Here is a 23,302-nt window from a genome sequence, read left to right on the forward strand (position 1 = left end):
GAAACGCTTCGGCGCGTCGGCGCGCCGTCCACTTGCGCGGCGATTGTAGCGGCCTCGTCACATCGCGCGCCGGCAGGGCCGGCGCGGCGTTCCCGCAGTTGCGGTCAATCCATCTTGCGGCCGCGCCCGTACGGCGGATGCAGGTCGCGCTTGATCCAGTCGGCGAGCAGGCGCAGGTACCCGTCGGTGACGCGCGTGATGGTGCGCGAACCGTCGGGGTTCGTCGTGAACTCCATCATGCCGTGGTCGGTGTCGGGAAACACGTAGACCTCGACCGGCCGCCCCGCCGCGACCAGCTGCTTCAGCGCGGCGCCGGTCTGCGCGATCGGCGCCTCGCGGTCCTCGCCGGCGAGCACCCACAGCAGCGGAGCCTTCAGCCGCCGCAGCACGGCGGTCGCGTCGTAGTCCCAGATCAGCTCCAGGTTGTCGAAACGCGCGCGCCCGATGCGGCGCAGGTCGGCGTCGCTCATGCGCAGCATGTCGCCGCTGTACTCGCCGTGGATCTTCGACAGCCACGGCTGGCCGGCCAGTTCGCGCCGCAGGCGTTCGAGGTCCTCGAACCCGCTCGTGAAATGCGAGGAAACCAGCCGCGCGGTCGCCTTCGACAGCTTGCCGATCGCCGCGACGGCGGCTTCGTCCAGCCCCGCCTCGGCCGCCTCGCCGAGCATCTGGTCGCGGTCCTCCTCGATCGGCGAGGCCACCAGGCCGAAGCCCACCGCGACGAAATCCGCCGCCGAACGCGTCGCCGCCAGCGGCGCGACCCATCCGCCCTGGCTGCCGCCGTAGTAGCCGGCGCGGCCGACCCGCCCCGCCGCCAGGCGCCGCCCCTCGGCCAGGGCCGCCGCGGCATCGTCGGCCAGCAGCTCGAAATTCTGCGTGTACTCGCCCTCCGACTCGCCGGTGCCGCGCTTGTCGTAGACGAAGGTGGCGATGCCCTGCGCGGCCATCGCGTAGGCGTAGACGCTGCCGATCGCCGCGCGCCGCTCCGAGCCGTGCACCATCACCACCAGCGGCGCGGAAGCACCGGCCGCGGCGACCGGCTCGATCAGCACGCCCGCCAACGTCGTCGCGTCGCTGGAGAACGTCGTGCGCGTCTCGCGCAACGCCAGCCGCGGCCACGTCCCCTCGCGCCCCTCCGCCCCGCGCACGCTCACCGCCTCGCCCGCGCAGCGCACCGGCGAACCCGCGTCGTCGACCGCACCGCGACGGCCGTCGAGAAACAGATAGCGCGCCTTGCCGCCCGTCCCCTCCGCCGGCGTCGACACGACCACGAAGTCGCCCTTGCCGGAGGTGTAGGCGCCGCGCAGGCACTGTGCCGCGGCGGGCGCTGAGAGCGCCGACATCGAGAGGCTGAGGGCGAGGAGGAATGGGGTCATTGGCGAGGTCCGAGGAGGGAACCTCGGACCTTAGAGGAGTCGAAGGGCAAGATGAAGTGACGCGGGACGGGTCACCCCTGCATGCATCCGCCTTGGGGAGGCGCAGCAATCTCACCAACCGACTGCCCGAGCCGCATCAAGGCCGTACATGCGAAGGTGAAATCGTTGCTCGAGCACGTCACGCTTCGATCACAAAAGCGACTGCCGCGTGGAAGCACTATGGAGCGTACTCAAAGAAAGATTTTTTCCAGGAATGAATCTTCCAGCCGTCAAACGCCTTGGACAACTTAACGTTGACTGCACCTGCCACTAGAACTTCTTTTTTTGAATCGCTAAAAAGATAGCGCAAAACCGTCGCGTCAGCTGCATTCTCGGAAGCGGACGTATCACAAACAACAAAAAGACCATCGGGATACGTCATCGGAAACGTTTCGCCTGTGATCTGAAGCTCTCTCCGCGCTTCGGAACAGCGGGCGACCTGAGCAACTATGGGCTCAGATTTCTCATCCTTCCGCAAGCGATCTTCGACCGGCCGAAACTCAGCGGAAAGCTGGAAGGCACCCACATCGACTGTTGCAAACAATAAACCGAAGCCTAATAAAACAATATCTTTTCGCATATTCACCTCTGCCTCAATAGTGCGACCCTGGAATCCCCGCCACGTAATACCAAGGAACACTTGCCCAATAGAGACCGGAGTTATCCGCACATGCTGCTGCACAGCCGATTTCTATAAACATGATCAGAGTGAATAAAAAAAAAGAAAATGTTCAAATTGAGGCGCCGAGCATAGCGCTAGGCTGTGACGACCACCGCGAACCTCTTTGTTACAGCCTCGCCCGCAGCGTGAACATGCGCGTGGCAGGCCGTCGCCCTCGAATTCGGAAGGTAATCTGCCCCCTGTTTCCGGGGCGTTAGTATGGATCAAAATCAATAGAAACACTCATACTTGCGAGCGCACAAAGAGCTTCAACTGACAACCCAAATGAAGGCCGGCTCTCTCCCGACAATATCGGCCTAAGACTTAACTGCATTGCGACCGGCATTTTTTCTTTAGGCTGGCCGCTCATGCGCCTTCGCACCTGACCAAGAGCATCAAAAACAATAGACTCGATTACCGAAGGGTCGTATGGTGAAACCTGTCCTTCCGCAAAAACTTCCTCGCGAACAGAGCCAGACCCTTTCGGGCCACTGCAAAAATCTGCTACCAGCAGCCAACGGACAATTGTTGTCATTTCCAGCACCACCCTATAGGCCACGGATCGTCATCAGCCCTGCAGCTATTTTCCTTCGCAGGGCTACATCAAGCTTACCTACGGCAGTTGGTAGAGTGCGATCTATAAATGGCACAGGCAACACCATTATTCACGGATGCAATTATCCATTCCTTCAGGCGGCCTCCATTTGGAAAGATCATTCTTGACGTCAAAACAAACGTGCCAGCAACCACCTCCGACTTCCCTCCCCCGACCACTGTAAATACAAGATACCAGGCAGTCGTCAGCCATATCGCAACGCCCGCTTAATTTATCGATAAGGCACGACTCTCGCGGAGTCAAGATTATTCCCTCTTCAGGCAAAGCTCTGCAGTGATCAAACGGCTTAGTCTGGAAATCAAACTTGGAAGGCGGCGGCGTGACACGATCCTTCGTTTCCGCGCCACATACCTGCGCAGAGATATTCAACAAAGAAATCACAACCATTGCTGTCGGATAGAGTTTCATTGCGTGCAAACGGGGCCAGGATGCTTTTTTGTAAAAGATTTTCGGATCGCTCTGACGTCGAAGCGTGGCATACCGCGATTTCCCCGGACAGAACCTCCGCGAAGCTTACCCCACGGCCCGCCTACCCCGCCTCAAGCTCGCGGGTCGCCGCAACTCGAGCGTTGCGCACGCGCGACCGCCACGCCTCCCTTGAGCCCGGAAGGCACACTGCCCCTATTCCAGGTTGCCCAACGAGGAAGACGCCGGGCGGCGCGAAGCCGCCCGGCGCGACGCGTCAGCGGCGCGTACTGCCTTTGCGCTCCAGGCGTTGCAACTGCTTCTGCAGCAACTCCTCGCACAAGGCGGTGACCTTGCGCGCCTGCGTGCCGTAAAAATCAACCGCGCCGTAGCCGGTACGGATGTAGACGTGACGCTTCATCGCAGGGATGTGGCATCGCAGCGCGTAGCGCAGGTTGGCGATCTGCAGAGTGCGTTCGTCGGGTTTGTCGCGCTGAGCTTTATCGAGCAAGTTATTCATGACCGTTCTCCGATTCGCCCGCGGCCCGGAATGGGTCGCTGTGGGCGGGAGACCCGGAGCGCCGCGCGCAGGCGGGTCAAGGCCGCGCGAAGCGCGCCCGAAGGGCCTGGCCTTGACTCGCCGAGCACGGCGCTAGGCTGAGACGACCATAGCGAGCCTCTTTGTCACGACCTCGCCTGTTGCGCGATCGTGCGCCTGGCACATCGCTCTCGAACCCAGAAGACACTCCGGCCCGATATAAAGTTGCGCCTAATCTCCATCCCTTCTTTTTAAGAGACCATATACGATCATTGCAAGCCCAGTAACGGCAGATGCTAAATATATAAATACGGTTAAATTTGTTGTGAAGAAGAAATTCGGCCACTCAGCATTAAACAGAATTTTTTCTCTGGAGGCCCTATCGATAATAGCCAAGATAGACCCAGTCAACAGAAGAAGGCCAGCCTTCGCCGTCCCGCTCATTTTTTTATTTGTCGCTGCAACAGATCATGCACCTTCCCGCCTCGCATACACCAGAGCCAGAGCTATTTTCCTATGTGCCTGACGCGGAACCATGGATATTCGCCCCTTTAATTCTTAGAGAATCCATTATGATATGGATAAATTTTATCGAACTCGATCTCCGTCATATAACGCCTATCAGAAGAAAATACAAAAAATCTTACCTTCCTAAACCCAATAGATTGCAATGTCTTCTTTGCATTAATAACTTGCAGAAATGGAATTTCATCCATAAACATCACATGGTACTCGACATTTTCCCCATATTTTGAGTTCTGCAAGGATGCCAATTTATATACCTGATCCAACTTGCAATAAGTACCGTCGATCCTGAATCTTGTGCTACCGGCTTCATCCAAATCGATAGTCATCCCAACAGTTTCTTCAGGAGACGCAAATGAATTACGCATTGCGAACCCGCAATGAAGCACTACAAGAGCTATCAAGAAAATATATTTCATACTCAATCCCCCGTATATCTTCTTATTACAACATCTGGAAGATCAAACTGTCCGGGAACTGGGCCAATTGAATTCTGATGAGCACTTTGATTTGAGATTCCGCCCTCACATTCGCAGGAAGTAATAATACCAGTATGCCCTGTTCCGCCGACGCCCCCGCCTGGTATTTTATAAGCAGCAATATCACCGGGCAGCGGCTTCTCTCCAGGCTTCAACGGCCGCCAATTCGGTATAACCGCATTTATGTTAGCAATTTCGGCGGCGGTAGGGGGCCTTCCCCATCCTTTTCCCTTCCCTATTTTCACTACAAGCGGGGCCCCAGCTTCGTCCGTAACATCCGCGACGAACTTATTGCATTTATTTACTCCGCTTCCGAAATCATCCTTCTTCCCCATTAGACTCCATGCAGTACTGCCCTCATAGCCATTAGCTATCTTATCTATCTCTTCACGAATAGCTCGATTGGAGGGACTATCTTCCACTAAACCCCAAATATCCACCATTATCATGGGTGCCGCGGAGACATAAGAATAAATAGACGCCCCTCCAGATAAGCCAATCGGATCGCTCTCGACATACCGTCCGGTCGCAGGATCGTAGCTCCGAAAGTAGTTGTAGTTGAGCTTGGTCTCCGCATCGTAATACTGCCCCGGAAACCTCAGATTCAGCGTATACGCCGCCGCGCCGCCCGGACTCGGATCCGGCGCCTCCGCCCCGAACGTGTCGCCGAAGAAGTTCCACGCCCAGCGGGCGGCGTTGGTGGCCGGGTCGGCCACCACGCGCGGGGTGCCGAGGTGGTCGGTCTCGATGTAGGACAGGCTGCCGCTCTTGACCACCGCGATCGGCGCGCCGTCGAGGTAGACGTACTCGGCCTGGGCCACGCCGGTGCCGCCGTACTCGCTCAGCAGTCGCCCGCTCTCGTCGTAGCTGTAGAGCGTCGGCGGCGAACCCAGGCCGCCGGAGCTCACCCCCTTGGAGACCCGCTCGCCGCGTCCGTTGTGCACGTAGGTGGCGACCAGGCCGCCTTTGGTCGCGCTATTGAGACGGTTGCGCGCGTCGTAGCCGAGGCTCAGGCTCGGCGCGGTTCCCGTCTGCGTATTGCCATTGGCGTCGTAGGTGCGCGCCACGCCGCCGACGCTGGCCAGCCGGTGCGAGCCGGCGGCGTAGGCGTACGACGTGACCGCGCCGCCGTCGAGCTGGGCACTGAGCCGGTCGCCGGTCTTGTTGTAGGTGTAGGACTCGAGCGTGCCGGTGGTCAGGGGCTGCTGCACGTCCTTCAGCCGGTACAGCGGGTCGTAGGCGTACAGGGTCGGGATCGGCGTCGGGCCGCGGCTGAGGTCGCCGGGCTTCACCGCGCTGACGATATTGCCCATCACGTCCACGTCGAGGTTCAGCGCCAGTCCGCCGGCGACGGAACTGAGCACGTAGTCGATCGCGTAGTCCTGGTCGTAGCCCTTGCTCAGGGTGCGGCCGTTGCCGTAGGTCAGCACGTTGAGCGGGCCGAACGGGTAGTAGCTCGCGTTGCTCACGATTGGGGTCGCCGCCGCGCCGGCGTTGGCCTTCCAGGTCACCGCCGTCACTCGGCCGAGCGTGTCGCGGGCGTAGGCGACGATCGCGCCGCTCGGGTAGGTGATCGAGGCGAGGCGGTCGGCGACGGTGTAGGCGTAGTCGGTGGTGAGCGTGGTGCCGCCGGTGACCTGCTTCTTGCGCGTGACGTTGCCGCGGCGGTCGTAGCAGTACGTCGTGCTGCCAGAGGCGTCGCTCATCGTGGTCAGGCGGCCGAGCGGGTACGAGGTCGCGCAGCCGGTGACCGCGTTCGACTGGTCGTAGGCGTAGCCGACGTTGAGGCTGGCGGTCGGATAGCCGACGCCGGTCAGCCGGTTCAGCGCGTCGTAGGCGTAGCTGCTGGTGACGCCGCGCGCATCGGTCTGCGTGCGGCGGTTGCCGGCCAGGTCATACGTGTAGCTGCTGTCGCCGGTGTCCGGGCTGTGCAGGCCGGTCAGGTTGTTGAGGCCGTCGTAGTCGTAGACGGTGTTGAGGCCGTCCGGATCGGTGACCTGGCGCAGGTTGTCGCGCGTGTCGTAGACGTAGCCGGTGCTGGCGTTCGTGGTGGCCGGGTCGCTACCGTTGTCGTTCTGCAGCGTCTCCATCAGCCGGTTCAGGCCGTCGTAGCGCTGCCGGGTGGCGATGCCGAGCCCGTCCTGCACCCGCACGCGATTGCCGTTGCCGTCGTAGCCGTCGGCGACGCCGGTCTCCGACAGCCCTTGCGACTGCTCGACGGCGCTGCCGGCCGCGTTGTTCAGGCGCACCAGCTGGCTGAGCTGGTTGTAGCTGCGACTGAGGGCGCGCTTGATCGCGCCGGACGGATCCTTCACCTGCTCCACGCGGCGGTTGCCGGCCGCGTCCAGGCATTGCGCGCTGCCGGCACCGCCGGGGCAGTAGTCGATCGTGTTGCTCAGGTTGTCGGCGATCCGGATGAGCCGGTGCGCGTCGTCGTAGGTGTAGGCGAGGAACGCGCCGTCGGGCTGGATCACCTTCTTGACGTTGCCGACCGCGTCGTAGTCGATGTGCGTGGCCGCATCGCCTGCGCCCGGCGTGCCGGTGGCGCCTGCGCGCACGATGCGGTCGGTCAGCCAGCCGCGCACGTGGTAGACGAAGTCGGTGACGGTGCCGTTGGCGTCCTGCGTGCGCGTGACGCGACCGTTCTTGTCGTAGGTGACATACGTGGTGACCTGGCCGAGCGCGTTGGTCAGCTTCCACAGGTCGCCCTTGCGGTGCGGGCAGGCACCGTTCGACGCGCAGCTGGCGTCGTCGGACGGGTAATAGGTGTAGGTCGTGCGATCGTCCTGCCCGGCCGCCATGCCGGCGTCGCCGGCCGGGCGCGCACCGTTGACCGAGGTCACCAGGCCGACCAGGGGACAGGTACCGGCGGTGACGTCGGCCGGCTCGCAGTACGTCGTCACCGTGCGGCGCACCTTCGCCGCGGCGGGCGGCGCGGAGGTCGCGCTGCAGGCATAGGCCATCGCGGTGGCGTCGGCCGGGTCGATCTCGCAGCGCGCCGTGGCCTGGCCGCGGGTGTTGTAGGTCCAGGTGGTCCTGGCTTCGAGGGTGCCGCTGGCGTTCTTCGTCGTGCGCGAGACGGGGACGCGGAAGTTCGCGTGCCATTGGGTCTCGATGGTGCGCTTGGGGGAGCTGGCGCCGGAGGTGTTGGCAGCTTCGATGCGCGAGGTCTCCTGGCCGCGCGTGTCGTAGCCGTAGTCCGTCGTCACGCCGTTGAAGTCGGTCACCAGATCGCGATTGCCGTTGGCGTCGTAGGTGATGGTGGAGCTGCGGGTGATCGAGGAGCAGTTCGCGGTGGCACAGCGGTCGGTGCCTGCGTCGCGCAGGATGCCGTTCTTGGCGACGAAGCGGCGGCGTTCGACCTGTCCGGCGGGGGTGACGAGGATGGTGGAGCTAGTCGTAGTGGTATAGGTACCGCTGTACGTCAGACTTAGCAATCCGGCGCCAGTGCCGTGATACTCCTGATAGGCACGACCTCCCAGGTCATATTTGTATGTGCCATAGCGCTGACCATTCTCGTCTAGAATTCCGGTCAACAAACTCGAATATGTGATGTTCTCCTGAACATGGTCAGGTTCGTCGTAGAGATACTCTCTACTCGATCCATCAGGACGATCCACAAATTGAAGCAGACCTGTATTGGTAGATGGAAAGCCGGCCACCTCGTGCATGAGGTATCGGTAACCAATCTCCTCCCCTGCCGAATCGACCACTTCGCTCAAATAGGCATCTGCATCATACCGAAAACTGATTGATCGGCCTTTCGCGTCGGTAACGCGAATCAGAAGACCCGGCTTGGGGGCAATGGCAGGAGGGGTCGTGGCGATACTATACGTCAGCGCAGTGACTTGCCCGTGGCGCTCCAACGAGAGCCATACGCCATCGGCATCATATCGGTAAATTGAGTCATCACCAGCAACGTAAACCCAGCCGGTGCGAAGCCCACCCGATACGACCTCCTGCAAGGATTCCGACTTGTCCGTTCGACCGACCCAGGTGCCACCGCTCAACCGAAAGTGGCGATAGTCTCCATCCGGGCGCACGACGTAGGCGTAGGTGTCCTGTCCCACAGCCAAGGCGGGTTCCACGACAATGGAGCTCTGCCAGGAATGCCGCCAATGTTCGCCAAGCACTTCATGTGGACGCTCCACGCCCGGCGAGGAATAGAAACCAGAACTCGAATAGTATCGAATGAATCCCGAAGACGAAGAATCACCGAAGGGAATGTCCGTCTCAATTTGTATTTTTTGACCACCTGCGCATTGAATCGGATTTCCAGCCGGACAGGCTTCTGGCTTTATACGATAACAAGGTCCAGTTGCACTGGCTGCGGCATATCCCGCAGGACAAACCACCGTGCGCACTTGAACAGAATGAGCGTCCCACTCCGTGGAAATTGGACATTCTGCAGAGCTTCCATATCCAATCTCCATATCATATTTATGCATCTTATTCGATTCAAGCCCAAGAGACCTCTGTACCCTGGTGCAAATATATTTCCTTGACGGCTCTTGACATACCGGCCTAGTGATATGAGAGCGCCAAACCTGCCAAGCTATATCTTCAGAACCACATAACCCTCCCGCTCCAGAGGCGGGATGATCGCACTCAAAGGCGCTTGTCCAATTCCAACTTACCGCATACCAATACCAAGGCTCAGTGACAGGGCTTACACATTCGCCCCTCAGCCCCGCCAACAAAGGGCACGCAGCCGGCTCTGCGGGCGGCGGCGAGTCGTCGCAATAGATCTCTTGAGCCTGGACACCCCCAAGACATAAGAAGAAAAATATCAACAATAATATTGATGCATGGACGATGCTATTTTCTGCGCTATATAAGAACCCATCCAATCCCGGCCCTGGATTAATGGAAAACTTCCCCGATTCGCGTATCGAACCAATATTCAAGATCGCTCTCCTAAAAAATTCGATACGTCAACGCCAGTAATGTCCCTTCCCGGAGCTACTTAAAGATCTCCTTGTTCTTCGCATACTGCCCCGCCTGCTGCCGCGTCACCAACCCGCGCTTCACCAGATCCTGCAGACACTGATCCAGCGTCTGCATGCCGTGCTGACTGCCGGTCTGGATGGCGGAGTACATCTGCGCGACCTTGTCCTCGCGGATCAGGTTCCGGATGGCGGGGATGCCGACCATGATCTCGTGCGCGGCGATGCGGCCGCCGCCGACCTTCTTCAGCAGGCTCTGCGAGATCACCGCGCGCAGCGATTCGGACAGCATCGAGCGTACCATCGGCTTCTCGCCGGCGGGGAACACGTCGATGATGCGGTCGATGGTCTTGGCGGCCGAGCTGGTGTGCAGCGTGGCGAAGACGAGGTGGCCGGTCTCGGCGGCGGTCAGGGCCAGGCGGATCGTCTCCAGATCGCGCAACTCGCCGACCAGGATGTAGTCCGGGTCCTCGCGCAGGGCCGAGCGCAGCGCCTCGTTGAAGCCGTGCGTGTCGCGGTGCACCTCGCGCTGGTTGATCAGGCACTTCTGCGAGGTGTGCACGAATTCGATCGGGTCCTCGACCGAGAGGATGTGCGCGTACTCGTTCTTGTTGACGTGGTCGACCATCGCCGCCAGCGTGGTCGACTTGCCCGAGCCGGTCGGCCCGGTGACGAGGATCAGGCCCTGCGGCTGCGAGATCAGTTCCTTGAAGATGCGCGGCGCGCCGAGATCCTCGAGCGTGAGGACCTCCGACGGAATCGTGCGGAACACCGCGCCCGAGCCGCGGTTCTGGTTGAACGCGTTGACGCGGAAGCGCGCCAGGCTGGGGATCTCGAAGGAGAAGTCGACCTCGAGGAATTCCTCGTAGTCGCGGCGCTGCTTGTCCGACATGATGTCGTAGATCAGCGAGTGGATCTGCTTGTGGTCCAGCGCCGGGATGTTGATGCGGCGGATGTCGCCGTCGACGCGGATCATCGGCGGCAGGCCTGCGGAAAGGTGCAGGTCCGACGCCTTGTTCTTGACCGAAAACGCCAGCAGCTCGGCGATGTCCATGCGTTCCCCCGGATAGATGGTTAGGTCGCGGCCCCTGCCGCCGCGGCCGAGTATATGTAATCCGCATCGCGGCAATCTGCGAAGCCGCGCGGAACGACACCGGTGCTCGCCGCCGATGTGGCAAACTCGCGCCCGTCCGAGCCGGACGACCCCTGCCGATCCCTGCCCGTCCGTCCATGCCGGTCCTGAATCTCGAGCGATCCCGCTGGGCGCGTGCTGCCCTCGTCGTCGCCTCGCGCGCGTTCGTCGCCTTCGTCGTCCTGTGCACGCTCGCCTACGTCGTGCGCGCCGCGGTGCCCACCGTGTTCGCGGACGGCTGGTGGTTCACCGACACCTTCGTGCGCCACTACGTCGACGGCCAGCTCGGCGTGGCCGACTTCTTCAACAAACGCGGCGGTTTCGATCACGCGCAGCCCGTGCACCGGCTGGTGCTGCTGGCGAACCTGGCCTGGTTCGACATGGACTTCACCTTCGAGGGCCTGGTCGGCGCGCTGTTCGGCATCGCCTTCTTCGGGCTGCTGGCGACCCTGGTCGCGCGCGAGCTGCGCGGCAAGCCGAACACGCTGGCGACGCGCGAGCTGGTGCTGATCGGCCTGGCGGTCACGGTGTTCTCGTTCAACAACCGCGACCTGTTCACCTGGCCGCTGGCCACCCTGGTGTTCGTGTACCTGCTCGGCATCTCGCTGTATTTCCTCGTGCTGCAGGGCGCGATGGCGCGCGACCGGCGCTGGCCGATGTTCGCCGCCACCCTCGCCTGCTGCACCCTGCTCGACACCTCCGGCGTGCTCGCCGCGGCGGCGGGCTGTGCGCTGGTCGCCTTCGCCGCGCTGCGCGACCGGCGCTACGCGGCGGCGGCCGGCCGCCTCGCCGCGATCGCCGGCGGCGTGGTGCTCTATCGCATCGCCTACGGCCTGCTGATGCCCGGCGCGGCCGGCTCGCCGATCAGCGCGGCCGGGCAGTTCGCCGGCCTGTTCGGGCGGATCGGCGACGCCTGGAAGCTGCTGGTGATCCCGGCCGGCGACGCGCTGATCTCCACCAGCCGCGTGCACGCCGAATTCGGTCCGCGCTGGGTCTGGCCGGTCGCGGTTCCGTGCGCACTGCTGGTGATCCTCGGCCACGTCTGGTTCTGGCGGCGCTGTGCCGCACATCGCCAGGAACGGCTGCCGTTCCTCGCCGCCGGGCTGATGCTGTTCTTCTACGCCACGCTCGCCGGCATCGTCTGGGCGCGCGTGCCGAAGGAAGGCTTCGACTACCTGACGCAGCCGCGCTACCTGGCGTTCTACGCGCTGCAGGTGGTGGCGATGCTGCTGATGTGGGCGTTCCTGGTCGGCCGCGCGCGCGCCGCGGACGCGCCGGCGGGCCTGCGTGCGCCGCCGACCGCCTTCCTCGCCGGCGCAGTCGGCGTGCTGACCGGCCTGGCGCTGTTCTTCATGTACTGCGTGCGCTACCAGGAAATGGGCCACCTGCGCTGGTACGAGCTGCAGATCGGGCGGCAGATCCTCGCGCTCGGCCGCCAGGGCCCGGACGAGCCGAACGCGTGCCCGCTCAACCGCATCGAGATCTGCAGCTGGCCGCCGCAGCGGCGCCATTCGGTCATCGACGTGCTCAAGCGCGGCGGCCTCAACGTGTATTCCGCAGAGTTCCTGCGCCGCCACCGCTGGGACGAGAAGCTCGCCGAGGACGCGCCGCCGTGACGTCGCTGCTGCAACCGGTACTCGACCGCATCGACGCCGCCGCGCGCGCCGCCGGACGGCCGGGCGAGGTGCGTCTGCTCGCCGTGTCGAAGACGCAGCCCGCCGCGGCGATCCGCGCGCTGCACGAACTCGGCCAGCGCGCGTTCGGCGAGAACTACGTGCAGGAGGCCCTCGCCAAGCAGCGCGAGCTGGCGGCGCTTGGCGTCGCCGCGGACGCGATCGAGTGGCATCTGATCGGGCCGTTGCAATCGAACAAGGCGCGCGAGGCCGCGCAGCATTTCCACTGGGTGCAGAGTCTGGACCGCGACAAGCTGGTCGATGCGCTGTCGCGCCATCGCGCCGCCGCGGCGATGCCGCTGAACGTGCTGATCCAGGTCAACGTCGACGGCGAGGCGAGCAAGTCCGGCTGCGCACCGGACGCGGTCGACGCACTCGCCCGCCGCGTCGCTGCCGCGCCGGGACTGCGCCTGCGCGGACTGATGGCCATTCCCGAGCCCTCGCCGGACCCGGCGCATCGCCGCGCCGCCTTCGACCGCATGCGCGCGCTGTTCGACGCGCTGCGCACGGAGCACGAGGGCGTCGACACCCTGTCGATGGGCATGAGCGACGATTTCGAGCCGGCGATCGCGCACGGCGCGACGATGGTGCGCATCGGCACGGCGCTGTTCGGGGCTCGTCGTGTTTCCGCTGGCACGGGCGGGCCGGGGTAAGAGAACGGCGCAGCCCTGTCGCTTCTCCTCCCTGTGCGGCGGGAGGGCCCCGGATGCATGCGCCGCAATCCGGCTTGCTATGCTAGCCGGACGATATCGAACCTGACGGACCGATGCCCTCGAATCCGGAATCCCCTCTCTCCGGCTCCCGCCGGATCGTCTTCGTCGGCGGCGGCAACATGGCACGCAGCCTGATCGGCGCGCTGGTGCGCGGCGGCACGGAGGCGGCCTCGATCGCCGTGGCCGAACCCAACGCCGCCCTGCGCGAAGCGCTGGCAAACGACTTCGGCGTGACCGCGCACGAACGCGCGGACACCGCCGCGGCGAACGCCGACGTGCTCGTGCTCGCGGTCAAGCCGCAGGTCCTCAAGGACGTCTGCCGGTCGCTGGCGCCGCTCGTCGCGGACACGCGCCCGCTGGTCATCTCGATCGCCGCCGGCGTGCGCATCGCGCAGCTGCGCGAGTGGCTCGGCGTGGAGCTGCCGATCGTGCGCAGCATGCCGAACACGCCGGCGCTGATCGGCGCCGGCGCGACCGGGCTGATCGCCAATGCCACCGCCGACGCGACGCGGCGCGCACAGGCCGAGGCGATCCTCGCCGCCGCCGGGCGCACCGCCTGGATCGAGCGCGAGGAACTGATGGACGCGGTGACCGCGCTGTCGGGTTCGGGGCCGGCGTATTTCTTCCTGCTGGTCGAAGCACTCGAGGACGCCGCGGTGGCGCAGGGCCTGTCGCGCGAGACCGCCCGTGCGCTGGCGACGCAGACCTGCCTCGGCGCCGGCCGCATGCTGGTGGAGAGCGGCGAGGCGCCGTCGATCCTGCGCGAGCGCGTCACCTCGCCCAACGGCACCACCGCCGCCGCGCTCGATGCATTCGCCGCCGGCGGCCTGCGCGAACTCGTTGCGAACGCGGTCGCCGCGGCGACCGCACGGGGGCGCGAGCTCTCGGCGTCCCAGTCCTGAGGAAGAGAAACGATGGGTTATTTCGCCAGCGCCGGTCAGATCCTCGTCAACTTCGCCTTCGTCATCCTGATTTCGCTGATCGTGCTGCGCGTACTGCTGCAGATCGTGCGCGCGAACTTCTACAACCCGGTCTGCCAGTTCCTGTACAAGGTGACCAATCCGGTGCTGATGCCGATGCGCAAGCTGATTCCGGCCTGGCGCAACCTCGACCTCGCCGGCGTGCTGCTGGCCTGGCTGCTCAGCGCGATCAAGCTGTATCTGCTGTACGCGCTCGACGGCCGCCATCTCGGCCTGGCCGGGCTGCCGCTGATCGCGCTGGCCGATCTGCTCGACTTCGTGCTGATGCTGTACTTCGGCCTGATCCTGGTGCGCGTGCTGCTCAGCTTCGTCAACGTCGACCGCGCCAATCCGGTCGTGCCGCTGGTGTACCAGCTCGCCGATCCGGTGCTGCGGCCGATCCGCCGGCGCCTGCCGGCGATCTCCGGCATCGACCTCTCGCCGATGGTGGCGATGCTGGTGATCCTGCTCGCGCGCGTGCTGCTGGTCGGGCCGGTGCTGGATTTCGGCCTGCGTCTGTCGCAAGGCGCCTGAGGACCATCGCGATGAATCCCGTCGAGGTCACGCTCAGCTCGGTCGCCGCACAGCTGTTCGTCGCCGACGTGCGCGCGTCGTGCGACTTCTTCGTCGGCACGCTCGGTTTCGCGCTCGATTTCGCCTACGGCGACCCGCCGTTCTACGCCCAGGTCGGCCGTGACCGCGCCAAGCTCGCGCTGCGGCAGGTGCACCAGCCGGTGTTCATCGACGGCGTCCGCGCACGCGAGGATCTGCTGTCGGCATCGATCACGGTCGAGACGGCGTCGGAGATCGAGCAGCTGTTCCTCGACTACCGCGACGCCGGCGCGCGCTTCCACCAGACGCTGCGAACCGAACCCTGGGGCGCGCGCACCTTCATCGTGCTCGATCCCGACGGCAACCTGATCCTGTTCGCCGGTCCCGCCGAATAGAACACGCCAGGCTCGAACTCCGCGCATGCGCAGGCTGGCAAATGCTTACCTCTCCCGCTTGCGGGAGAGGTCGCGCCGCAGGCGCGGGTGAGGGCTTTCGACGTAAGGCGCCTCACACCGAGTTTCCCTCATCCGGCCCTCCGGGCCACCCTCCGGCCGTCGGAAGGCGACCGTCGATCCCGCGCGCGGGAGAAGGAAGGCGCGAGTCTCGCGCATGCGCGCATCACGGCGAACGCCCTTACGGCGAGCGCCGCCTGGCCCACGCGGCGACGATCCGGTGGATCGCATCGAGCCCGTCGAACAAGGCCGCCGGCCCCGGCTGCAGGATGATCGGCGACTTGATCTCGTGCAGCTCGCCGTCGCGCACTGCGGGAATCGCGTCCCAGCCCGGCCGCGCGGCGACCTTGTCGGGCCGGAATTTCTTGCCGCACCACGAGCCGAGGATCAGCTCCGGCGCGCGCCGCACCACCTCGCTCGCGTCGGCCAGGATGCGATCGCGCGCCAGCGGCTTCTCCGCGCGCTCGGGAAAGACGTCGTCGCCGCCGGCGATGCGCACCAGCTCGGCCACCCAGCGGATGCCGGTGATCGGCGGCTCGTCCCATTCCTCGAAGTAGACGCGCGGCCGCCGCGGCAGCGCGGCGGCGGCCTTCCCGACTTCGGCCAGATGCGCCTCGGCGCGGCGCGCGTACGCGTCCGCGCGCTCGGCCGCGCCGACCAGCGCGCCGAGGCGCCGGATGTACTCGACGATGCCCTCGACGCTGCGATGATTGCTGATCCACACCTCCACGCCCGCCTTGACCAGATCGCGCGCGATCTCGGCCTGGATGTCGGAAAAGCCGACGACGAAATCCGGTTCGAGCGCCAGGATCGCCTCGATCTTCGCGCTGGTGAACGCCGAGACCTTGGGTTTTTCCTTGCGCGCGCGCGCCGGCCGCACGGTGAAGCCCGAGATGCCGACGATGCGCTCCTGCTCGCCGAGCGCGTACAGCACCTCGGTCGGTTCTTCGGTGAGGCAGACGATGCGGCGCGGGCCGATGGGTCGGGACATGCGGCGATTGTCGCATCCGCTCCGCCTCGAAGCGCGATCGATTGCGTAGAGGTACCGACATCCGCCGCACCGGCCGTCGGACGAGGATTCGCAAGGCCTCCCTCATCCGGCACTGCGCGCCACCTTCTCCCGCCGGGAGAAGGCAGGCCGCGGCGTCGAATGGAATTCAGCCTTCGACCGGATACAGTCCGTCGGCGAACGCGTCGCCGTGATAGCCCTTGACGCCGATCGACTGCGTCAGCGGGCTGCGCGGATCCTCGCCCGTGCGCAGACTTTCCAGCCGATGCGCGAAGTCGTAGCGCGGCCGCCAGCCGAGTTCCTCGCGCGCCCTGGCATTGACGTAGACGCGGTCGATCGAGGCGTGCATGCGCCAGCCGAGCCGCGCGTAGGTCTCCTCGTATTGCGGCACGCGGCGGCGCACGACGGCCGGCGCGTCGGCGCGCAGCTCGGCCAGGTCTTCGGGCAGGAACGGCGTCGTCGCGCTGAGGATGTAGCGGCCGAAGCCGATCGCCGGCGCGCGCTCGATCGCCAGCACATGGGCATCGACCAGATCCTGCACGTCGGCGCGGCGGTAGAGGAACTCGTTCGCCTTCAGGTTCGCGTCGGAATACCCCTCGCGCCGCTGCGGATCGTCGTCCGGCTCGGGGAAGAAGCGCGAGGTGCGCAGCACCAGGCACGGCAGGCGCTGCTTGCGGTGGAACAGCCGGCACAGGTCCTCGGCGGCGGTCTTGGTCGCGCCGTAGATGTTCTTCGCCACCGGCGCGACGTCCTCGGTGATCCACGCCGCCGGCGCACCGGGCGGCGGCACCAGCGCATCGCCGAACGTGCTGGTGGTGCTGGTGAACACGAAAGCCTCGACGCCGCTCGCGGCGGCCGCCTCGAGCAGGTTCAGCGTGCCGCTGATGTTGGTGTCGACGAAATCCTGCCGCGCATGGGTGGCGACGTGCGGCTTGTGCAGGGTCGCCGCGTGCAGCACGGCCCGCGCGCCGCGCATCGCGCGATCGACGAAGGCGCGGTCGACGATCGAACCGACCAGATCGGTGTACGGCGAGGCGACGAGGTCGAGCCCGACCGCCGCGCGCCCTTGCGCGCGCAGGGTTCGTATCAGCGCTTCGCCCAGATGACCCGCGCTGCCGGTGACGAGGATGCTCATGTCCGGCTACCCGCCCAGAAGCTTGCGGAAGTACACCACGCGCTCGGTTTCCTCGAAACCGTACGCAGCGTGCGCGGCGTGGCTGTCCGCGTTGTCGAGCGCGGCGTCGGAGGCCAGTTCGGCGCAGCCGCGCTCGCGCGTCCAGCGTTCGACCGCCGCGACGAGCGCGGCGCCGACACCGCGGCGGCGCGCGGCCGGCGCCACGTAGAGCCCCTCGAGGAAACCGACCGGCGAATCGTCCGTGCCGTTGACGTAGTCGTGGCGCAGGCTCGCCTCGGCGAAGCCGATCGCCGTGCCGTCGGCGTCGAAGGCAAGGAAGGCGGCGGCGCGATCGGCGTGATCCAGCGCGTCGCGCGCTTCTTCCAGGTGTCCGGCTTCGTCCTCGTCGGGCCACAGCTCGGCGCGCAGTCGCGCCAGCACGGCGACGCTGCCGGCGTCGACCGTGCGGATCGTCGCTGCCGTCACGGGTACAGCAGCCGCTTCGTCCACCCCTGCGCGCCCGATTCGTACAGCACGCGCTCGTGCAGGCGGAAATCCGCGCCGTACCAGAACTCGATGCGCCGCGGCGCGAGCACGAAGCCGCCCCAGTGCGGCGGCCGCGGCACCGGCACGCCGTCGAAGCGGCGCTCGATCTCGGCCAGCCGCGCCTCGAATTCGGCGCGGTCGCGCAGGGTGTGCGATTGCCGCGAGGCCCAGGCGCCGATCTGGCTGCCGCGCGGGCGGCTGGCGAAGTACGCGTCGGACTCGTCTGCCGGCAGCTTCGTCACGTCGCCTTCGACGCGCACCTGCACGCCGCTGCGCAGCGTCTTCCAGTGGAAACACAGCGCGGCGCGCGGATGTGCGGCGAGCTGCGCGCCCTTGTCGCTATCGTAGTTGGTGAAGAAGCGCCAGCCGCGCTCGTCCACGCCCTTGTTGAGGACCGTGCGCGCACTGACGCGACCGTCCTCGACGGTGGCCAGGGTCATCGCGGTCGGTTCGGGATCACCGCTCGCGCCGGCCTCGTCGAGCAGGCGGCGGAAGGTCTGCAGCGCCTCTTGGTAGAGTGCGGAAGAATCGTCGGAGGAAGGAGTCATGCGCAGCGATGCTAGCACGCGTTCCGGCTACGCCGATGCGATCGTCGCGGCGACGCTCGACGCCTTGCTCGCGCGCCTGAAGTCGCGCCGGCCGCCGTGGCTGGCGGGGCTGTCCGGCCTGCAGGGTTCGGGCAAGAGCACGTTCGCGCGACAACTCGCCGCGGCGGCGAACGCGCGCGGCATCGGCTGCGTCGTGCTCTCGCTCGACGACTTCTATCTCGGCCGCCGCGCGCGTCGGCAGCTCGCGCGCCGCGTGCATCCGCTGTTCGCCACGCGCGGCGTACCCGGCACGCACGATCTGGCCCTGCTGACGCGCACGCTGGACGCCCTGCGCCGCGCGAGCGCGCGAAGCCCCGCCCTGCTGCCGCGCTTCGACAAGGGCCGCGACACGCGCGTGGCGCCGTCGCGCTGGCGGCGCGTGCACGTACCGCCGCGGCTGATCCTGCTCGAAGGCTGGTGCGTCGGCGTGCCGGCGCAGGACGAGGCCACGCTGCGGCGCCCGCTGAACGCGCTCGAACGCGACGAGGACGGCGAGCGGCGCTGGCGCGGTCGCGTCAACGAAGAGCTGGCGCACGGCTACGCGCGCCTGTGGCGCCGCTTCGACGCGCTGGTGCTGCTGCAGGCGCCGGGCTTCGACGTGGTGACGCGCTGGCGCGACGAGCAGGAACGCGCACTGCGCCGCCGCGGCGCGCCGCAGGCGATGGACCGCGCCGCATTGGCGCGTTTCCTGATGCACTACGAACGCCTGAGCCGCGTCGCGCTGCGCGAGCTGCCGGCGCGCGCGGATCTTCGCCTGCGGCTCGATCGGGAACGTCGCGTGGTGGAGGCCAGCTGGATGCGGATCGATGTCGACGAACGCGGGGCGGACGTGTCCGCCTGATTCGTTGCGTGTCGGCGCGGCGGCGAGTCTGGACGTCGCCGCTCTCGCTGCTTGGCGAAGGCTCGGAGCGACACGGATCCGGTGAAAGCGCGAAGCGTCCCGTCATTCCCGCGAAAGCGGGAATCCATCTTGCTCTTGCTCGTGTATCAAAATGGATTCCCGCTCTCGCGGGAATGACGGCGCGCGGGCTGATGCGCATAGATGAGCATCGATGCGCATTCACTCGAATCGACCCGCGTTCATCCCACTGGTCCGCACTCGTTCGCGTCAATCCGCGCCCGGGCTCTGCTCCGACGTCTCACTCTGCAAGGCGCGCTGCATCACGCCGACGAACTGATCGAGGTTCAGCGGCTTGGTCAGGTAGTAGTCCGCGCCGGCGCGCAGCGAGGCGTCGCGCGCATCGCCGGTGGAGGTCGCCGACAACGTGACGATGCGCCCGCGATAGCCGTGCGAGCGCAGCTGGAACACGGCCGCGTTGCCGGACAGGCCCGGCATCTCGACGTCGATCAGCAGCACGTCCGGCGGTTGCCGCGTCGCCTCGGCGATGGCGCCCGCGGCGTCCTCGGCCAGCCGCACGCGGAAACCGAGGTCGACCAGCAGCACTTCGAGCAGCTGCGCGACGTCGGGATCGTCGTCCACGACCAGCGCGCTGGCGCCGGGCCGGAACGGCGCGTCCGCACGCGCGGCGGCCGTGGCGGATGTCCGCGAGCGCTGCAGCGGCGGCAGTTCGACGTGGAAGCGCGTACCGCGGCCGAGCTCCGATTCCAGCTGCAGCTCGCCATGCATCTGCTCGATCAGCCGGCGCACGATGCTCAGCCCGAGCCCGGCACCCTTGCTGCCGGACTGGCCGCCGCGATTGAACGGCTTGAACACACTGTCGCGGAACTCGGCCGAGATGCCGATGCCACTGTCGGCGACGTCGACGTGCAAGCGCCCCGCGCGCCACGCCATGTCGCACGAGATGCCGCCCACGGAGGTGTAGCGCACCGCGTTGGAGAGCAGGTTGACGACGATCTGGCGCAGCTTCACCTCGTCGAACACCGGCGGCGCCGGTTCCTCGACGACCAGGTCGACGCGAAAGGCGATGCCCTTGTCCTCGGCCAGCGGCCGGAACATCGCGTCCAGGTCGCGCGCGAGCAGGGCCAGGTCGACCTCGACCGGATTGAGCAGCGCCGCGCCGGATTCGCCGCGGCCGTACTCGAGCAGGTTCTCCGCCAGCGTGAACAGGTAGGTCGCGTTGCGGCGCACCGCCTGCAGCGCCTGCGCCGCGTTGTCGCCGCCGCCCAGGCGCCGCTCGAGCAGGTGCAGGTAGCCGAAGATCGACGTCAGCGGCGTGCGGAACTCGTGGCTGAGCGTCGCGATGAGCGCGTTCTTCAGCGCATTGGCCTCCTCCAGGCTGGCGCGCTGGCGTTCGAGCTCGTTGCGGATTTGGGTGAGCCTGCCGATCGCCTTCGACTTCTCGTGGCCGGCCAGCACGGCGTCGTGGCCGAGCTGCTGCTGCGCGCGCTGGCGCTCGCGCTCCTCGTCGGCATCGATCAGCATGACGTGGAAGCCCGGCGCATCGGCGATCAGGTGCACGTGCGCACTGCGGCCGTTGGAGAACTCCACGAACGGAAGATCGTGGTGATCGTCGAGCGGCAGGCCGATGAACAGGTCCTGCAGCTCGCGCAGGCCGCGCTCCGCGTCGGTCGCGTCCAGGCCGTAGAACGCGGCGTCGCCGTGCACGTCGCGCAGGCGCCAGTCCTCGTCGAAGCTGAGCAGCAGCGGGTGCGCGCGCCGCATCAGCGTGTCGCGCAGGTATCCCTCGACCGCCTGCGGCAGCGCGGACGTCACGGCGCCAGCCTCGCGGCGAGATCGGCGAACGCCGCTTCCACGCCGTCGCCCGACAGCGCGCTGGTCTCGAACACCGGCAGGCTGCGGCGCAGCTCGGCCAGCGTCGCCGGCGCGACTTCCCAGCGGTCGATCAGATCGAGCTTGTTCACCACGAGCGCGACGGCCGCGTGCGGCAGGCTGCGGCGCGACTGCTCGAGCAGGTTCAGCGCCGAGGCGAGGCTCGCCTCGCGCGTGCCGTCGGCGACCAGCAGCAGCGCCGAGGCTCCGCGCAGGTAGTTCTCGCTCGGCGCATCGAGCGCGCCGCGGCCGGCGATGTCCCACACGACGAGCTTCAGCACCTCGCGCCCGGGCAGGGCGACTTCTTTGCTGTCGACCTTGACGCCGACCGTGGTCAGGTACTTCGCCGAGAACGTGCTGCGCACGAAGCGCGCGACCAGGCTGGTCTTGCCGACGCCGAAGTCGCCGAGCATGCAGAGCTTGTGGGTGCGCACGTCAGTCCCCGACCGACAGGCGCACGAAGGCCGCGCGCAGATCCAGTCCGCCGTCGCCTTCGACGGCGAGCGCGCCGCCGTCGGCGCCGGCGACGCCGCGTGCGGCCAGCGCGAGCGCCAGCCATTGGGCGCGCTCGGCGCGCAGGCGCTGGTTGGTCTGCTCGCTGCCGACGTGGGTGTTGGTGCCGACGCAGGTCAGGCCGACGCGGACGCCCGCGACCTTGCCCAGCTCGACCGCGCGCCGCACCTCGCGCGCGATCGCGTCGACCGCATTCGCGGTGCCGTCGGCCGGCGCCGCGTCGTCGACGAACTCGATCCGCATCGCCGGCAGCGCCTTCGTCAATCGTTCCAGTTCGGCGCGGGCCGCGGCGACGGCGTCGACTTCCGGCGTCAGCGCGGACTCCACGCGCGCCACACCGGCGATCCAGCCGGCACGCTGCGCGGTCGTGTCGAGCCAGGCCTGCGGCGCCGAACCGGACAGGCTCAGCACGCCCTTCTCGACCGCGACGCGCACGCTGGCCGGCGGCTGCAGCAGGCGCTGCGCACGGCGTTCGATCACGGCGTCTTCGGTGGACAGGTAACCGGCCGCGTCCACCACCGGCTCCACGCCGCCGAATCCGGCCGCGTCGAGCAGCGGCGCCAGCGGCGCGGCGTCCGGATCGAGCAGGCCGTGCACGACGACGCGCCGCCACGGCTTCGCCTCGATCGCGCCGAGCACGAAGCCGGGATGCGCCTGGAGCCGACCGCGCAGCGCCTCGACGCGCGTGTTCCAGCGCTCGCGGCTGAGCGCGAAGGCGAACAGGCCGGCGGCCAGCACCAGCAGGATCAGGAACAGCGGCAGCCGCGATGGCGAGGTGCGCGGCTCGGCCTGCTCCGCGTTGCCGGCCTCCTGCACCAGCGCCGGCGGCTGCAGCGCGTCGTGCCAGGCGATCTGGTTTTCCGGCGTGCGCGGATCGTCGTCCGGCGCCGCGGCGAGACGCGCGTGGATTTCCTCCAGACGCTGCTCGAGCAGGCCGTGCAGCGCCGGCGGCGGTACGCCGCGGATGAAGCAGGCGAGGTTGGCGCGCGGGCCGTGCAGCATCCAGACCAGATGCTCGCCCACGCGCACCGATTCCAGCGTGCCGCCGGCGTCGCGACCAACCGAGTCGCCGACGAAGTCGCCGAGCGCGGTCAGCATGCCGGCGATCGCGTCCTTGTCGAGTTCGGGCAGGCCCGGTGCGGCTTCGTGGTGCAGCACGAGACCGGACTCGCGCTCGATCAGGAACACGTGGTCGATGGCGTAGGCGAGGCGGTGCTTGAGCACGACCTGCGCGTACGGCACGCCGGCGCGCCAGGCCTCGATCCGCCACTTGATGCCGCGCGGCGTGAAGCTGCTCTCGATCGCGCCGTTGAGGTCGGCGACGAGGTTGCGCAGCGCCTCGGCGATCGACTTGCGGATCAGCGGGCCGATGATCGGGAACAGCACGTCGATCAGGCTCTGGCGATTGCGCTGCACGGCGGCGCCGAGCGCCTGCGAGACCGGTTCGGCGAGCGCGTTCGCCACGCGCGCGGTGGAGGCCTCGTCGGCGAGCGATTCGAGCGCGCCGGGCAGGCGCTGCGGCAGGGCCTGCTGCGCCCGCTCCAGTTCGGCGATGCGCGCGCGCGCGGCGAGCAGCTCGCGCCGCTCGTCGCCGAGCAGGAGTTCGCGCAGGCGTTCGAAGTCGCCGGCGGACGGCGACGCCTCCGCCTGCGGAAGCGCGACGGACGCCGCGGCCTGCGCAGGCGGCTCGCGCGAGTCCTGGCCGGGTCCTGACGAGGTCACGTCGGCGGTCGACC

19 protein-coding genes and 1 pseudogene are annotated in these 23,302 nt (G+C 66.6%); 6 read left to right on the plus strand and 14 right to left on the minus strand.

The annotated features are described in order from the left end of the window. Positions 1–104: 104 nt before the first annotated feature. The 7 genes and pseudogenes from ACFO6Q_RS00115 to ACFO6Q_RS00145 all read right to left on the minus strand — a co-directional run bounded on the left by ACFO6Q_RS00115 (position 105) and on the right by ACFO6Q_RS00145 (position 10,639). On the minus strand, positions 105–1,376 hold the full coding sequence (locus ACFO6Q_RS00115) for an alpha/beta hydrolase family protein (RefSeq protein WP_380018434.1): 1,272 nt from the start codon (positions 1,374–1,376) through the stop codon (positions 105–107). A gap of 217 nt (positions 1,377–1,593) precedes the next feature. Then, positions 1,594–2,097 carry a hypothetical protein gene (locus ACFO6Q_RS00120; protein ID WP_380018436.1) on the minus strand — a complete coding sequence of 168 codons (504 nt, stop codon included), beginning with the start codon at positions 2,095–2,097 and terminating at the stop codon, positions 1,594–1,596. Between the two features lie 193 nt (positions 2,098–2,290). Further along, a complete protein-coding gene (locus ACFO6Q_RS00125; RefSeq protein ID WP_380018437.1) occupies positions 2,291–2,635 on the minus strand; it encodes a hypothetical protein in 345 nt (114 codons plus the stop codon). A 739-nt stretch (positions 2,636–3,374) separates the two neighbouring features. Continuing rightward, the gene (locus ACFO6Q_RS00130; protein ID WP_380018439.1) at positions 3,375–3,617 is read right to left on the minus strand and encodes a hypothetical protein; all 243 of its coding nucleotides are present in this window, start codon (positions 3,615–3,617) and stop codon (positions 3,375–3,377) included. Between the two features lie 964 nt (positions 3,618–4,581). Then, a complete protein-coding gene (locus ACFO6Q_RS00135) occupies positions 4,582–8,076 on the minus strand; it encodes an RHS repeat domain-containing protein (RefSeq protein WP_380018480.1) in 3,495 nt (1,164 codons plus the stop codon). 588 nt (positions 8,077–8,664) lie between these two features. After that, positions 8,665–9,087, minus strand: a pseudogene (locus ACFO6Q_RS00140) (DUF6531 domain-containing protein); the annotation flags it as partial. A gap of 514 nt (positions 9,088–9,601) precedes the next feature. Next, positions 9,602–10,639, minus strand: coding sequence for a type IV pilus twitching motility protein PilT (locus ACFO6Q_RS00145; protein WP_380018440.1), 1,038 nt, complete (start codon positions 10,637–10,639; stop codon positions 9,602–9,604). Positions 10,640–10,815: 176 nt separating this feature from the next. Here ACFO6Q_RS00145 and ACFO6Q_RS00150 point away from each other — a divergent pair, with 176 nt between their 5' ends. The 5 genes from ACFO6Q_RS00150 to ACFO6Q_RS00170 all read left to right on the plus strand — a co-directional run bounded on the left by ACFO6Q_RS00150 (position 10,816) and on the right by ACFO6Q_RS00170 (position 15,009). Then, positions 10,816–12,333, plus strand: a complete 1,518-nt coding sequence (locus tag ACFO6Q_RS00150; protein WP_380018441.1) for a hypothetical protein — start codon at positions 10,816–10,818, stop codon at positions 12,331–12,333. After that, on the plus strand, positions 12,330–13,043 hold the full coding sequence (locus ACFO6Q_RS00155) for a YggS family pyridoxal phosphate-dependent enzyme (RefSeq protein WP_380018442.1): 714 nt from the start codon (positions 12,330–12,332) through the stop codon (positions 13,041–13,043). Before ACFO6Q_RS00150 ends, ACFO6Q_RS00155 begins: the two co-directional genes overlap by 4 nt. A 113-nt stretch (positions 13,044–13,156) precedes the next feature. Beyond that, positions 13,157–14,005 carry a pyrroline-5-carboxylate reductase gene (proC, locus tag ACFO6Q_RS00160; protein WP_380018444.1) on the plus strand — a complete coding sequence of 283 codons (849 nt, stop codon included), beginning with the start codon at positions 13,157–13,159 and terminating at the stop codon, positions 14,003–14,005. Positions 14,006–14,017: 12 nt separating this feature from the next. Then, positions 14,018–14,596 (plus strand): YggT family protein, encoded by a 579-nt coding sequence (locus tag ACFO6Q_RS00165; RefSeq protein ID WP_380018446.1) that lies wholly within the window; start codon positions 14,018–14,020, stop codon positions 14,594–14,596. Between the two features lie 11 nt (positions 14,597–14,607). Next, complete coding sequence (locus tag ACFO6Q_RS00170; protein ID WP_380018447.1) at positions 14,608–15,009, plus strand: VOC family protein; 402 nt, start codon at positions 14,608–14,610, stop codon at positions 15,007–15,009. A 238-nt stretch (positions 15,010–15,247) separates the two neighbouring features. Here ACFO6Q_RS00170 and ACFO6Q_RS00175 read toward each other — a convergent pair whose 3' ends face one another. The 4 genes from ACFO6Q_RS00175 to pdxH form a co-directional block, all read right to left on the minus strand. Then, a complete protein-coding gene (locus tag ACFO6Q_RS00175; protein WP_380018448.1) occupies positions 15,248–16,057 on the minus strand; it encodes a cobalamin-binding protein in 810 nt (269 codons plus the stop codon). A gap of 166 nt (positions 16,058–16,223) precedes the next feature. Then, positions 16,224–17,210 (minus strand): NAD-dependent epimerase/dehydratase family protein, encoded by a 987-nt coding sequence (locus ACFO6Q_RS00180; protein ID WP_380018449.1) that lies wholly within the window; start codon positions 17,208–17,210, stop codon positions 16,224–16,226. A 6-nt stretch (positions 17,211–17,216) separates the two neighbouring features. Beyond that, entirely contained in the window at positions 17,217–17,675 is a 459-nt protein-coding gene (aac(6'), locus tag ACFO6Q_RS00185; RefSeq protein WP_380018450.1) for an aminoglycoside 6'-N-acetyltransferase, read from the minus strand. Further along, positions 17,672–18,283, minus strand: coding sequence for a pyridoxamine 5'-phosphate oxidase (gene pdxH / locus ACFO6Q_RS00190; protein WP_380018451.1), 612 nt, complete (start codon positions 18,281–18,283; stop codon positions 17,672–17,674). Before pdxH ends, aac(6') begins: the two co-directional genes overlap by 4 nt. On the opposite strand from pdxH, the gene ACFO6Q_RS00195 reads away from it, so the two are divergent. Continuing rightward, a complete protein-coding gene (locus tag ACFO6Q_RS00195; RefSeq protein ID WP_380018452.1) occupies positions 18,282–19,163 on the plus strand; it encodes a kinase in 882 nt (293 codons plus the stop codon). The genes pdxH and ACFO6Q_RS00195 overlap by 2 nt on opposite strands. Before the next feature lie 267 nt (positions 19,164–19,430). Here ACFO6Q_RS00195 and ACFO6Q_RS00200 read toward each other — a convergent pair whose 3' ends face one another. Genes ACFO6Q_RS00200 through ACFO6Q_RS00210 form a run of 3 tightly spaced genes read right to left on the minus strand, consistent with a single transcriptional unit; the run spans position 19,431 to position 23,288 of the window. Next, a complete protein-coding gene (locus ACFO6Q_RS00200) occupies positions 19,431–20,996 on the minus strand; it encodes a hybrid sensor histidine kinase/response regulator (RefSeq protein WP_380018453.1) in 1,566 nt (521 codons plus the stop codon). Beyond that, positions 20,993–21,487 carry a Rab family GTPase gene (locus ACFO6Q_RS00205; RefSeq protein WP_380018454.1) on the minus strand — a complete coding sequence of 165 codons (495 nt, stop codon included), beginning with the start codon at positions 21,485–21,487 and terminating at the stop codon, positions 20,993–20,995. Before ACFO6Q_RS00205 ends, ACFO6Q_RS00200 begins: the two co-directional genes overlap by 4 nt. A 1-nt stretch (position 21,488) precedes the next feature. After that, positions 21,489–23,288, minus strand: a complete 1,800-nt coding sequence (locus tag ACFO6Q_RS00210; RefSeq protein ID WP_380018455.1) for a hypothetical protein — start codon at positions 23,286–23,288, stop codon at positions 21,489–21,491. Positions 23,289–23,302 lie beyond the last annotated feature (14 nt).

The sequence above is a fragment of the Dokdonella ginsengisoli genome (assembly GCF_042652785.1).
Taxonomy (GTDB): Bacteria; Pseudomonadota; Gammaproteobacteria; order Xanthomonadales; family Rhodanobacteraceae; genus Dokdonella_A; species Dokdonella_A ginsengisoli.